General features: G+C 61.5%; 11 protein-coding genes. 8 read left to right on the plus strand and 3 right to left on the minus strand.

Going from position 1 to position 12,724, the window contains the following annotated elements:
• Positions 1-25: 25 nt before the first annotated feature.
• The 8 genes from ACFHWW_RS17140 to hmpA all read left to right on the plus strand — a co-directional run bounded on the left by ACFHWW_RS17140 (position 26) and on the right by hmpA (position 10,215).
• Positions 26-2,293, plus strand: a complete 2,268-nt coding sequence (locus ACFHWW_RS17140) for a 4Fe-4S binding protein (RefSeq protein WP_379939472.1) — start codon at positions 26-28, stop codon at positions 2,291-2,293.
• Between the two features lie 24 nt (positions 2,294-2,317).
• Positions 2,318-4,237 carry a TAT-dependent nitrous-oxide reductase gene (gene nosZ / locus ACFHWW_RS17145; RefSeq protein WP_379939474.1) on the plus strand — a complete coding sequence of 640 codons (1,920 nt, stop codon included), beginning with the start codon at positions 2,318-2,320 and terminating at the stop codon, positions 4,235-4,237.
• A complete protein-coding gene (locus ACFHWW_RS17150; protein WP_379939476.1) occupies positions 4,237-5,598 on the plus strand; it encodes a nitrous oxide reductase family maturation protein NosD in 1,362 nt (453 codons plus the stop codon). The genes nosZ and ACFHWW_RS17150 overlap by 1 nt, the downstream gene beginning before the upstream one ends.
• Entirely contained in the window at positions 5,595-6,509 is a 915-nt protein-coding gene (locus ACFHWW_RS17155; protein ID WP_379939478.1) for an ABC transporter ATP-binding protein, read from the plus strand. The genes ACFHWW_RS17150 and ACFHWW_RS17155 overlap by 4 nt, the downstream gene beginning before the upstream one ends.
• On the plus strand, positions 6,506-7,333 hold the full coding sequence (locus tag ACFHWW_RS17160) for an ABC transporter permease (protein ID WP_379939481.1): 828 nt from the start codon (positions 6,506-6,508) through the stop codon (positions 7,331-7,333). The genes ACFHWW_RS17155 and ACFHWW_RS17160 overlap by 4 nt, the downstream gene beginning before the upstream one ends.
• Positions 7,330-7,890: a nitrous oxide reductase accessory protein NosL gene (locus ACFHWW_RS17165; protein ID WP_379939483.1), complete on the plus strand. Its 561-nt coding sequence runs from the start codon at positions 7,330-7,332 to the stop codon at positions 7,888-7,890. Before ACFHWW_RS17160 ends, ACFHWW_RS17165 begins: the two co-directional genes overlap by 4 nt.
• Positions 7,883-8,884, plus strand: coding sequence for an FAD:protein FMN transferase (locus tag ACFHWW_RS17170; RefSeq protein ID WP_379939485.1), 1,002 nt, complete (start codon positions 7,883-7,885; stop codon positions 8,882-8,884). The genes ACFHWW_RS17165 and ACFHWW_RS17170 overlap by 8 nt, the downstream gene beginning before the upstream one ends.
• Positions 8,885-9,003: 119 nt before the next feature.
• Positions 9,004-10,215 carry an NO-inducible flavohemoprotein gene (gene hmpA / locus ACFHWW_RS17175; RefSeq protein ID WP_379939488.1) on the plus strand — a complete coding sequence of 404 codons (1,212 nt, stop codon included), beginning with the start codon at positions 9,004-9,006 and terminating at the stop codon, positions 10,213-10,215.
• 91 nt (positions 10,216-10,306) lie between these two features.
• Here the strand turns inward: hmpA and ACFHWW_RS17180 are convergent, their stop codons facing one another.
• The 3 genes from ACFHWW_RS17180 to ric are packed head-to-tail and all read right to left on the minus strand — an operon-like array spanning position 10,307 to position 12,538.
• Positions 10,307-10,600, minus strand: coding sequence for a DUF6522 family protein (locus ACFHWW_RS17180; protein ID WP_379939490.1), 294 nt, complete (start codon positions 10,598-10,600; stop codon positions 10,307-10,309).
• A 40-nt stretch (positions 10,601-10,640) separates the two neighbouring features.
• Positions 10,641-11,867: an NnrS family protein gene (locus ACFHWW_RS17185; protein WP_379939492.1), complete on the minus strand. Its 1,227-nt coding sequence runs from the start codon at positions 11,865-11,867 to the stop codon at positions 10,641-10,643.
• Entirely contained in the window at positions 11,864-12,538 is a 675-nt protein-coding gene (ric, locus tag ACFHWW_RS17190) for an iron-sulfur cluster repair di-iron protein (protein WP_379939494.1), read from the minus strand. The genes ACFHWW_RS17185 and ric overlap by 4 nt, the downstream gene beginning before the upstream one ends.
• Positions 12,539-12,724: the final 186 nt, after the last annotated feature.

Here is a 12,724-nt window from a genome sequence, read left to right on the forward strand (position 1 = left end):
TGGCTCCGTGGTCCCAGGAAATCCGATGTACCAAGCAGCGATACAAAAAAACCAAATCAAACGCCTTTTGCGCGGCCTCGTCGCCCTCTGCATCGCCATCTTGTTGGCCGGTCCAAGCATGGCCACGGGCCAACTTTCCACCTATCTTCAAAAAGTGCAGCCGCAGGAAATTTTTCCAGGTGCAACCCGCTTCGGCGAGGTCATCGGCGATCCGCCGATCGCACCCGTCTTCCGCGGCGACAGCCTGCTGGGTTACGCGTATCTCAATTCCGACGTCACAAGCTCCGTCGGCTATTCCGGCAAGCCCATCCATGTCGTAGTTGGAATCGATCCGAAAGGCGTCGTACGCGGGCTTAAGCTGGTCGACCATAAGGAACCCATCGTTCTAATAGGCATTCCGGAAGCGAAGGTCGTCGCCTCGGTCAATGCCCTCATCGGCAAGGACCTCGGGCGCGTCTCGGCAGGGGCCGATCGGCCCCCGCAAGTCGATATCGTCAGCGGTGCCACCGTAACCGTCCTCGTCATGGGCGACAGCATCGTCCGTTCCTCCGTCAAGCTGATCCGCAGCGGCAGGCTTGGTATGGATGCTGGCATGGCGGCCGGATCCAACACCGAGATTCGCAAGCTTGATCTTGACAAGACGGATACGAGCGACTGGCGGACCTTGATCGGCGACGGCTCCGTTCGAAGTCTACGGCTGACCGTCGGCGAGGTTTCCGAAGCGTTTCGGCAGGCCGGTCAGCTAGCCGCCGCAGGCCGGCCCGAGACCCACAACCCCGGCGACAGGTTCATAGATCTCTTCGTCGCGCCGGTGAGCGTGCCGGCAATCGGAAGGTCGCTGCTCGGAGATGCTCGTTACGAGCAGATGCGCCATAAGCTGAAACCCGGAGAGGAAGCGATAATCGTCGCGGGAGATGGCGCCTATTCGTTCAAGGGTTCGGGCTACGTTCGGGGCGGTATTTTTGACCGCATCGAACTGCTCCAGGAGGGCCAGGGGCTCCGGTTCCGCGACCGCTATCATACGAGGCTGCCGGCGCTCGCGGCGGTCGAGGCGCCGCGGCTGCGCGAAATCGCCCTATTTGTGATTCCGGCAGAGTTTGATTTTGATGTTACCGCCCCCTGGGAGCTCCAGTTGCTGGTGCAGCGAAGTGCCGGCGGGCGCGAAAAGGCCGTTCTGCCCTATAATTTGGGTTACACCCTCCCCGACGCGTATGTAAGCGTCGAGACAGCCACCGTACAGGCACCGCGGGTCAGCGCCGCCGAACAGGCCGCACCCGCTGACCCGATTGCGGAAGAGCAGCCCCTCTGGGTGAAAATGTGGGACATGAACCGGCTGTCGGTGGCGGTCACGGTAGCCGCCGTGCTCGTCCTAACGCTGATCTTCTTCTTCCAGGACTGGCTGGTGAAGCGGCCGGCGCTGTTTGCCTGGGTCAGACGCGGCTATCTGCTCTTCACGCTGGTGTGGCTCGGCTGGTACGCGAACGCCCAGCTCTCCGTTGTCAACGTCCTGACATTCTTTAACTCCCTGATGACGGGATTCCACTGGGAGTTCTTTCTCTCCGCACCTCTGGTCTTCCTTCTGTGGGGCAGCGTGGCCGCTGCTCTGCTGTTTTGGGGGCGCGGCCCCTTCTGCGGTTGGCTATGTCCGTTCGGCGCCCTGCAGGAACTGACCAATAATGTCGCGCGATTGCTGAAGGTGCCTCAGGTGAGAGTGCCCTGGGGCCTGCATGAGCGTCTCTGGCCGATCAAATACATCATCTTCCTCGGCCTGTTTGGACTGTCGCTCTACTCTCTCGCGCTTGCCGAGATGTTTTCTGAAGTGGAGCCGTTCAAGACGGCGATCATCCTGAAGTTCGCCCGCGAATGGCCCTTCGTCGTGTTTGCGCTCACCGTGCTCGCCGCCGGCCTTTTCATCGAACGGTTCTACTGCCGCTACCTTTGCCCGCTGGGCGCTGCACTCGCCATTCCTGGCCGGATCCGCATGTTCGAGTGGCTGAAACGGTGGCCGGAATGTGGTTCGCCCTGCCAGCGTTGCGCCAAGGAATGCCCGGTCCAGTCCATCCATCCGGAGGGTGCCATCAACGTCAACGAATGCATCTACTGCATGCATTGCCAGGAGCTTTACCACGACGATCAGCGCTGTCCGCACATGATCCAGGTGCGGCTGAAGCGCGAAAAATTCATGGCGCTTTCGACCCCGACTTCCCGGGGGGAAGTGCCGTCGAAGACCGTCGTGACACACAAGGGTGCCCCGATCAGAAAGACTGAAACGGCGCCGGAAAATCCCGTCTGAAGCCAACATCCAAGGAGAGGCACAATGTCAAATGAAGAAACCAAGATGCGTCTGAACAGACGACAGATCCTCGGCACCACGGCCTTCATGGCGGCAGCCGGCGCTATGAGCGCAGGCGGTGCGCTGACGCTTTCTGGCGGCACTGCGACCCCGGCCAAGGCGCAGGCGGCTTCCGACGGAAGCTACGAAGTAAAACCGGGCGAGCTCGACGAATACTATGTGTTCTTCTCATCCGGGCAGTCGGGCGAAATCCGTATTCTCGGCGCACCCTCGATGCGCGAGATGATGCGAATACCCGTCTTCAACCGGTGCAGTGCCACCGGTTGGGGCCAGACCAACGAAAGCCGCAAGATCATGACCGAGGGGCTGCTGCCGGAAACGGTCGAGTTCCTGAAGGATCAGGGGGGGCTTTACCTGAACGGCGACCTTCACCATCCGCATCCGTCGTTCACCGACGGCACTTATGACGGGCGCTACCTCTACGCCAACGACAAATCCAACTCCCGCGTCTGCCGCATTCGGCTCGACGTCATGAAGTGCGACAAGATCATCGAGCTTCCGAACCAGCACACTGTCCACGGGCTTCGGGTCCAGAAATATCCGAAGACCGGGTATGTCTTCTGCAATGGCGAGGACGCCGTGCCAGTCCCGAATGACGGCAAGACTATGGGCGACAAGAACTCCTACCAGGCGATATTCACCGCCGTGAACGGTGAGACGATGGAGGTCGCCTGGCAGGTGATGGTCGACGGCAACCTCGACAACGTCGACGCCGACTACCAGGGCAAGTACTGCTTTGCCACCTGCTACAACTCCGAAGAGGGCTTTACCCTGGCGGACATGATGGCGAGCGAGCAGGACTGGGTCGTCATCTTCAACCTGAAGCGGATTGAGGAGGCGGTCGCAAAGGGCGACTACAAGGAAATCGGCGGCGTACCGGTGCTGGACGGCCGCAAGGGTTCGCCCTACACGCGCTACGTGCCCGTGCCGAACAGTCCGCACGGCATCAACACGGCGCCCGACGGCATCCACGTCGTTGCGAACGGCAAGCTCTCGCCGACCGTGACCGTGTTCGACGTACGCAAGTTCGATGATCTCTTCGATGACAAGATCCAGCCCCGCGACACCGTTGTCGCCGAGCCGGAACTCGGTCTCGGTCCCTTGCATACCGCCTACGACGGCAAGGGCAACGCCTACACGACATTGTTCATCGACAGCCAAATTTGCAAATGGAACATCGAGGACGCCAAGCGGGCCTATGCGGGCGAGAAGGTCGATCCCATTCGCCACAAGCTCGATGTCCATTACCAGCCCGGCCACAACCACACCTCCATGGGGCAGACCAAGGAAGCGGACGGCAAATGGCTAATTTCGCTGAACAAGTTCTCCAAGGACCGTTACCTGAACGTCGGCCCGCTCAAGCCGGAAAACGACCAACTGATCGACATTTCGGGCGACGAGATGGTACTCGTGCACGACAACCCGACCTTTGCCGAACCCCATGACGCGACGATCGTCCATGCCTCCAAGATCAACCCCGTCCATGTCTGGAACAGGGCCGATCCTTTCTTCGCCGATGCGGTCGCCCAGGCTAAGGCCGACAACATCGACCTGATGGTCGATTCGGAAGTCATCCGAGACGGCAACAAGGTCCGCGTTTACATGACGTCCGCCGCCCCGGCCTTCGGGCTGGAAGATTTCACCGTCAAGCAGGGCGACGAGGTCACGGTCTATGTGACGAATATCGACGAAGTCGAGGACCTCACGCATGGATTCTGCATCGTCAACTACGGCATCAACATGGAGGTGGCACCGCAAGCGACCGCTTCCGTCACCTTCAAGGCGAGCAGGCCGGGGGTCTACTGGTACTACTGCACCTGGTTCTGCCATGCGATGCACATGGAGATGAAGGGCCGCATGCTCGTGGAGGCGCAGGGCGCCTGATGGTTCGGACGAACATATCGGCTTTCGGGATGGCGGCGCTTGCCGCCGTCATCCTCGCCTGTCCCGTCTCGGCCGCGACGATTCGGAAGGCTGCCGACGGGTTACCGCTCCAGCCTGTGCTCGACCGCGCCTCGCCCGGCGACGTCATCGTGCTGCAAGGCGAACATCAGGGACCGGTTACAATCGGCAAAACGCTGACGCTCGAAGGCGAACCCGGAGCCCTTATCATGGGCAACGGCAAAGGCAGCGTGATAACCGTGAAGGCGCCGCAGTCGATCGTCCGCGGCCTCGAAATCAGAGGCTCGGGCAAGGACCTTTCTGGAATGGACTCCGGCATCTTCGTGGCACAGACGGCGACCGGAGCGCGCGTGGAGAAGAACGCGATCATCGGCAATCTCGTCGGCATCTATCTTCACGGTGCACGAGACTCCTGGGCACTAGGCAATCGGATCATCGGCTTGCGCGAGGGCAGGATCAGCGAGGCGGGGGACGGCATATCGGTCTGGAATGCGCCGGGCGCGCGGGTCGTCGACAATGACGTCAGCTACGGGCGCGATGGTATTTTCAGCAAAACGAGCAAGCGGAATGTCTTCAGCGGCAATCGCTTTCGTCAACTGCGATTCGCAGTGCATTACATGTACACGAACGACAGCGAAATCAGCGACAACGTCTCGACGGGCAACGCTGTCGGCTATGCGATCATGTATTCCAGCCGCCTCAAGATAGAAGGCAATCGCTCGGACGGGGATCGCGACCACGGACTTCTGTTGAACTACGCGAATAACTCCCGGATCACCGGCAACATCGTCGTCGGCCGCCTTCAGCCGGCGGACCGCTGGCTGAAGGCGCGGTCCTCGGAACACGGCGTTCCGAAGGCCGAGGACGAGAACCAGACAGTAGATGAAGGCCGCCGGCTTGGGCCGGAAAAATGCGTCTTCATCTACAATGCTAACAAGAACCGGCTTCGGAACAACGTGTTCGAGGGCTGCGCGATCGGCATCCACTTCACCGCAGGCTCGGAGGGCAACCTGATCAGCGGCAACTCCTTCATCAGCAATCGAAATCAGGTCAAGTATGTTGGTACGCGCCACCTCGATTGGTCGTCTGAAGGACAGGGCAATTACTGGAGCGACAACCCCGCCTTCGACCTCAACGGCGACGGTGTTGGCGATAGCCCCTACAGACCGAATGATCTAATCGACAAGGTGTTATGGACTTCCCCGCAGGCAAAGCTGCTGACCACTAGCCCCGCCGTCCAGGTGATCCGCTGGGCGCAGGCGCAGTTTCCGGCGATCCTGCCCGGCGGCGTCGTCGACAGCCATCCGCTGATGATGCCGGCAGACAGGAAGGTCGCGCAATGACCGGGACAGTCGAGATAGTCAACGTCAGCAAGTGCTACGGAAACTCGACCGTAATGCGGGACATTTCTTTTGGATTGGGAGCAGCCGAAACCGTCGCGCTCGTCGGGCATAACGGCGCCGGCAAGACCACCCTCATCAAGCTGATGCTAGGCCTTATCCGGCCGACAAAAGGTCTGGTGCGTGTCCTCGGAGAGAACCCGGCGACGGGCGATTTCGCGGTACGTCAACGCCTCGGTTATCTCCCGGAGAGCGTCTCCTTTAACATGGCGCTGACAGGGCGGGAGACTCTGCGCTTCTACGCACGGCTGAAGCGGGTGGACTGTGCAGCCGCCAGCGATCTTTTCGAGCGCGTCGGGCTAGCCGAGGAAGCCGTCGACCGGCCCGTCCGGACCTATTCCAAGGGCATGCGACAACGTCTGGGCCTGGCGCAGGCCCTGCTCGGCACGCCACGGATCCTGCTGCTCGACGAACCCACTAGCGGACTCGACCCGGCCCTGCGGCGGAACTTCTACGAGCTGATCACCGAACTGCGGGCGAAGGGCACCACCGTGCTGCTCTCGTCGCACGCCCTTACCGAACTCGAGGGCCCGGCCGATCGCGTGATCATCGTCAACAAAGGCGTGAAGATCGCAGACGGGACACTTGAGGAGCTTCGTGGCATCGCCCGGCTGCCGACGCGAATCAGCCTGACGCTCTCCCAGGCCGACGCCACGCCTGCCTGGCTGAACGGCGGCATGAGATGGTGCCGCAGCCCGCACGGCGTCCTCGACGCGGAAGTTTCCTCGGACCGCAAGATCTCGCTGCTGCATGAGATCACCGCAGATGCTGCGCTGCTCTCCGGCTTGACGATCACTGAACCGACGCTTGATGACCTTTACGCGCATTTTCTCAAGGGCGGGGTAACGAAATGAGCAATATCTTCACCCTCGCCGGGAAAGAGATCCAGGAAGGCATGCGGAACCGGTGGGTACTGGCAACCACCTTGCTACTGACCGCACTTGCCCTGACGCTGTCCTTCCTTGGCAGCGTGCCGACCGGTAGCGTGGGCGTCGACAAGCTTGATGTCGTCATCGTCAGCCTCTCGAGCCTCACCATCTTCCTCGTGCCGTTGATCGCCCTCCTGCTATCGCATGACGCGATCGTCGGCGAGATGGAGCGAGGAACGATGCTGCTTCTCCTCAGCTATCCTATCGGACGCCGCGAGGTCGTCTTCGGGAAGTTCCTCGGTCATCTGGCGATACTCGCCTTCGCAACGCTCTTCGGCTACGGCGCGGCTGCTGCGGCGCTGGTCGCGACGGGAAGCGCTGTCGGACAGGATAGCTGGCGGGCCTTCGGGTCGATGATCGCGTCCTCGATCCTCCTTGGGGCCGTGTTTGCGTCGATCGGCTATCTTATAAGCTCGATGACCAGGGAGCGCGCGACGGCCGGGGGCATCGCCATTGGTATCTGGCTGTTCTTCGTGTTGATCTACGACATGGCGCTGCTCGGCGGCCTCGTTGCCGCGCAGGGGCTGGCCATTCCGACCGGGCTGCTCAACCTGCTCCTGCTCGCTAACCCGACCGACGTCTACCGCTTGCTCAACCTCGGTTCCGGTGGGGCACGCGCTCTTTCGGCCCTGGGAGGCGTCGCCGACCACACCGGCCTTTCCGCGCCCGTCCTACTTGCAGCGTTCGGGTTCTGGACGCTCGCACCGCTCGGCTTCGCCACGTTGATCTTCTCAAGGAGGGAGCTATGAGGTTCACGGTCGCCACTGCCATCCTCGCCGCAACGCTTGTCCTTGCCGGCTGCCAGAAGGAGGAGAATGCGACGATGCCCTCCCCCTATGCGCTCACGGCCGACGCGATGGGACGCTACTGCGGCATGAACGTCCTCGAGCATTCCGGGCCGAAGGGCCAGATCATCCTGCAGGACATCCCCGAACCCATCTGGTTTTCTTCGGCGCGGGACACCGTCGCCTTTACGATGCTGCCGGAGGAACCCAAGGATGTCGCCGCGATCTATGTATCGGACATGGGCGCAGCGCCGAGCTGGGAGGAGCCGGGAGCTCAGAACTGGATCGACGCGACAAAGGCGTTCTACGTCATCGGCAGCAAGATAAGGGGCGGAATGGGAGCCGAGGAGGCGGTGCCGTTTTCGAGCGAACGCGCTGCACGGGATTTCGCTGAAAGGAATGGCGGCCGGGTGACCGGATTCGAGCAAATTCCCAAGGACTATGTACTGGGGACCGGGGCCTCCGAGCAAGGCGCGGGAATCGAAACCGAGAGCCATGGGGAGGCTCAAACTCATGGTTAGTCCGATTACGCGCCGCCGGGCGATCTGCATCATGGCCGCTGCCGCCGGACTCCCGCTGCTGGATCGTGGCGGACGTGCCGAAGCCGCGGTGGCCGCGTTGACGTGGACAGGCCGCGCCCTGGGCGCGCCCGCGACACTGATCCTGAACTTAGAGAGCCAGGCAGCCGCGGCGCGGCTCATAGACCGTGTCGTTGCCGAGGTGTCGCGCCTCGAGAGGGTGTTCAGTCTTTACCAGAGCGATTCCGTTCTCTCCGAACTGAACCGAACCGGAGCGATCGCCGCTCCGCCGTCGGATCTGGTGAACCTGCTCGAGGCGAGCCATGACTTCTGGGTGGCGACTGGTGGTGCCTTCGACCCCACCGTTCAGCCTCTGTGGACGCTCTATGCAGAGCACTTTTCCGCCAGCGACGCTGATCCTGCGGGACCGCCGGAGGCCGCGAAGAGGCGCGCATTGTCGCGCGTCGGCATGGACAAGCTCAAGTTCAACCGCGATCGCGTCGTATTCTCCCAACCGGGAATGGGGCTGACCCTCAACGGCATAGCGCAGGGCTACATCACCGACCGGATCGTCGGCCTGCTCAAGGATGCGGGTATGGCAAACAGTCTCGTCAGCATGGGCGAAACACGCGCCATCGGGGCGCAGCACGACGGCCGGCCGTGGCGGGTCGGACTTGCGACGCGAGAAGATGCCGGCACGCCGGACAGCGTACTGAACCTCGTCAACAGGGCCGTCGCGACCTCGAGCCCGGACGGCTTCCAGTTCGGCGGCTCCGGCCGGTTCGGCCACATTCTCGACCCGCTGAGCGGGGCAACGCCAAGACTCTATCGACGGGTCAGCGTCGTAGCCCCGACTGCGACGGCTGCCGACGCCTTCTCAACCGCCTTCACCCTCATGGGCAGTTCGGCGGTCAGAATGGCGTGCGAGCACCATCCGGAACTTACCGTCGACATGACTTCCACTTCGGGTGCGCATGAGCGGATCGGCCGTGCGTGACGCCGGTGGTCCAAAGCTCCGGCGGTTCAAAAAACGACAAGACCTGAAGCTCAATCCGCGCAATTCCGTCAGAGCGCCCTGGTTTGAAGGACCGCTCAATGGCCAAAGGAGAACCTCACATGCTGACCCAGAAGACCAAAGACATCGTCAAAGCGACCGCCCCAGTCCTTGCTCAGCACGGTTACGCGATCATCCAGCATTTCTATAAGCGGATGTTTCAGGCGCATCCTGAGCTCAAGAACATCTTCAACATGGCGCATCAGGAAAGGGGCGAGCAACAGCAAGCACTCGCGCGCGCCGTCTACGCCTATGCGGCCAACATCGAAAATCCGGAGAGTCTTTCGGCCGTGCTGAAGGATATCGCCCATAAGCATGCCAGCCTTGGCGTCAAACCGGAACAATATCCAATCGTCGGAGAACATCTGCTTGCGTCTATCAAGGAGGTGCTGGGAGATGCCGCGACAGATGAAATCATCTCAGCCTGGGCACAGGCCTATGGCAATCTGGCGGACATTCTGGCTGGCATGGAGAGTGAGCTCTATGAGCGCTCGGACGAACGCTCCGGTGGTTGGACCGGCTGGCGTCGCTTTATCGTGCGTGAGAAGAACCCGGAGAGCGATGTCATCACCTCGTTCGTGCTGGAGCCTGCGGACGGTGGACCGGTCGCGGATTTCGAACCCGGACAATACACGAGTGTCGCCGTGCAAGTACCTAAGCTCGGGTACCAGCAGATACGCCAGTACAGCCTTTCCGATTCTCCGAACGGACGCAGCTATCGGATTTCCGTGAAGCGAGAAGATGGCGGCTTGGGGACGCCCGGCTACGTCTCGTCCTTGCTGCACGACGAGATCAATGTCGGCAATGAACTCAAGCTCGCCGCTCCCTACGGGACTTTCTACATCGACGTCACCGCGACGACGCCGATCGTTCTGATAAGCGGCGGAGTCGGTCTGACGCCGATGGTCAGCATGCTGAAGAAGGCGCTCCAGACACCGCCGCGGAAGGTCGTGTTCGTGCATGGCGCACGAAACAGCGCAGTGCATGCGATGCGTGACCGTCTGAAGGCAGCCTCGCGTACCTACCTGGACTTCAAGCTGTTCATCTTCTACAACGAGCCCCTGCCGACGGATATCGAAGGGCATGACTACGATTTCCCCGGATTGGTCGACGTCGAGAAGATCAGGGACAGCATTCTCCTCGAGGAGGCCGACTATTACATCTGCGGACCGGTTCCGTTCATGCGGATGCAGCACGACAAGCTGCTCAGTCTTGGCATTTCCGAAGCGCATATTCACTACGAAGTATTCGGTCCCAATTTATTCGCCGAGTGAGGGCAGCACCGGACGAAGCGGTTTCTCCCAAGGGCCGAGGGGCCGGCCTTCGGACTGGCTGCGGCTGGGCTTGCGCTGCGAAGGGTCTGGGTCAAGATGCGTCTGAGGCCTGTGTGATCTCAGTTCGCGAGCTCGCGCGATAAAAGGTCACTTCTTCGCTGATCACGCGATCCTCGCTGTTCAGGATTGCGGTCCATACCCGGTTACCGATTTTGACGCGCAAGCGGCACGTGCCAGCGTCTTCACCCTCGCCGCGCTCGACCGTGCTGGTGACGAGTCCCCTACGGATGTTCCGGCGCAAGTCGTCGCTTGAGAGCTGGAAACGATCCGCGAGCGCAGCGGGGTCGAATGTGAAATCTCCATTTTGATCTCGTTGGACCTGCATGACTCTCTCCCGCAAGATACATCTAATCGGAAAGGCATTCTCAAGCACCGACACCTTGGTGCTCTGCGGACCTAGAAACCCCTTCCACGGCCGTGATGCCTTTGCCACGCTCGACCTTATTGCCGAGTGCGGCGCTGAACGCGGGTCTAGGAACAGGGCCGCTCATGGCCGGAAAATATGCGACCAGGAAGAGCGTCCATCCCGCCATCCAGCAGATTGCGGCAACAGCGACGGGATCGAAATAGTCTTTACTCAGCCAGCCGCCGGAAATCCGCAACAGCGCCGAGAGTGACACGAGCAAGAAGGCGCCGGCCATGGTCCGGCCGAGGATCAGTGACTCGCCGTCGCGGACCATGGCTGGCCGCATCATGAAGGCGGCGATCATTGTACCCATCGCGCCCATTGTTAGCGCGTGCAGGGCGTCATCTGCTGGAAGCTGGCCGGGCAGAATAGCTGAAAGACCACCCAGAATGAGCGCCGTCGGCGTCCAGGCGAAGGCGACATGCAGGATGAACAAGGACGGATAGTGGCGGGTCCCCAGGATCTGCCATTCGGTCATCTGCCACAGCAGCAGAGCACCCGAAAGCAACAGCATGAGACCTGGCAGCACAGGCGGCCAAGCGCCATGAAGACAGGTCGCGACGAGAATGCCCGCAGCCGCCAGGTGCGAAAGCTCCCGCCGGTTGCGGAGGGACCTCCCTCCCCCTGCCCGGTCCAGCCAGGAGCGGGTGAAGGCGGGGACGGCGCGCCCGCCTATAAAAACGATCAGCGCGGCATAAAGCAGCGGCATGGGACTCGGGCCATCGCCGATGCTAGCCAAGGCATTTATGCCAAGCGCGCCTGTTCCAAGCGGCGCCCAGCACCGATCCCACGCCCCCGAGACCACGACGCCACAGATCAGCATCGACGTCAGGAACGCGAAATAGGCAGATACCCCGATCGCAGCAGCGATTAGGGGTAGATGCTCCGAGAGCGCGCCGGTCAGGCGGGCGGCGCACCATAGGCCGGTAGCGATCATAGTGGCGGCCGGCGGTACGGGTCCCCTCTTCGTCCAGGCCGGCAGGGCCGTCAGCAGATAGCCCCCTGCCGCAGCTCCCCCCATGCCGAACACAAGTTCGCGGCTGTGCCACTCGACCCTGTCCGGTGCGAGTTGTTGTGGGAGGAGCCAAACCATCGGCACGACAAGCGCCCATAGTCCCGCGAGAAAAAACAGGGGTCGGTATGGCGCCCGCCAGATGGAATCCCAATCGGTCGACTCGTAAGTCAAACGGCCGCCTGGGACTGTTCTTCGAAGCGCGGAAACAGCACGGCGTTCTCGAGATGCATGTGCGCGATCAAGTCGTCGGTGAACTTGCGCAGTCCCGTATAAAGCGCGGTCCACGAGCCGCAGGCGCCTGGAGGCAGCGAAAGCCCATGGGTCACATGTTCGATCGTCCGGAGATGCTCCGCCTCCTCCTCGTGCTCGTCTCGCATCCGCATGATCGGATGGGCGATCGCCGCACTGCCGCCGCGTTGCATCATCGGGAAGAGGACCTGCTCTTCTTTCATCATGTGGCTCTCAAGGTCGTCCCGCAGGCGCTCAAGAACCCGGGAGAGCCCGATCGGTGCCGAGGGGCGGTCTCCGTGCACCCGCTCCACCTTCTGGGCGAGCGGGATGAGCCAGGCGAGCTCCGCACGGTGCGTCTGGTGATATCTGTCCAGGATGTGTCCGATGAGGTCCGATGTCTGCTCGGGTGCATCTCGTCTTGCGGCCACTACGAGGGATTGCAACTCTGCAAGCAGCGCCGACGGTGCGAGACCCGCCTTAACGGCGGCTTCCGAGAGTCGGACGTCGCCGCCGCAACAGAAGCTGATGTCATGTCCCCGGAATAGTTCCGCGGCTCCGGGCAGCTCTGCTGCGATTGCTGACACAGTGTTGTCGAGGCTTATTTCCGTCATGAGCTTTTTCTTTGCCGTGTTTCTTCCCAGGTGTGTGCTTGGATTCCGCTGGCCGAAGCCGGTATCGCGCCGAATTCGCGTCCCTGAATTCGACATTCCTTGTGCAGAATTTTGGTCCGCACGTCTTTGCGCCTGCGCAAACAGTGCTTTTCAACGTCGCGCTTCAGAATTGTGCTTTCGCAGAGA

Origin of the sequence: Sinorhizobium sp. P24N7 (assembly GCF_042436655.1) — a bacterium.
Taxonomy (GTDB): domain Bacteria; phylum Pseudomonadota; class Alphaproteobacteria; order Rhizobiales; family Rhizobiaceae; genus Sinorhizobium; species Sinorhizobium meliloti_A.

Excerpts from the sequence above, each read along its gene's own strand:
- ACFHWW_RS17140 (WP_379939472.1), top strand. The coding sequence starts at position 26 with ATGTACCAAGCAGCGATACAAAAAAACCAAATCAAACGCCTTTTGCGC.
- nosZ (WP_379939474.1), top strand. The coding sequence starts at position 2,318 with ATGTCAAATGAAGAAACCAAGATGCGTCTGAACAGACGACAGATCCTC.
- ACFHWW_RS17150 (WP_379939476.1), top strand. The coding sequence starts at position 4,237 with ATGGTTCGGACGAACATATCGGCTTTCGGGATGGCGGCGCTTGCCGCC.
- ACFHWW_RS17155 (WP_379939478.1), top strand. The coding sequence starts at position 5,595 with ATGACCGGGACAGTCGAGATAGTCAACGTCAGCAAGTGCTACGGAAAC.
- ACFHWW_RS17160 (WP_379939481.1), top strand. The coding sequence starts at position 6,506 with ATGAGCAATATCTTCACCCTCGCCGGGAAAGAGATCCAGGAAGGCATG.
- ACFHWW_RS17165 (WP_379939483.1), top strand. The coding sequence starts at position 7,330 with ATGAGGTTCACGGTCGCCACTGCCATCCTCGCCGCAACGCTTGTCCTT.
- ACFHWW_RS17170 (WP_379939485.1), top strand. The coding sequence starts at position 7,883 with ATGGTTAGTCCGATTACGCGCCGCCGGGCGATCTGCATCATGGCCGCT.
- hmpA (WP_379939488.1), top strand. The coding sequence starts at position 9,004 with ATGCTGACCCAGAAGACCAAAGACATCGTCAAAGCGACCGCCCCAGTC.
- ACFHWW_RS17180 (WP_379939490.1), bottom strand. The coding sequence starts at position 10,600 with ATGCAGGTCCAACGAGATCAAAATGGAGATTTCACATTCGACCCCGCT.
- ric (WP_379939494.1), bottom strand. The coding sequence starts at position 12,538 with ATGACGGAAATAAGCCTCGACAACACTGTGTCAGCAATCGCAGCAGAG.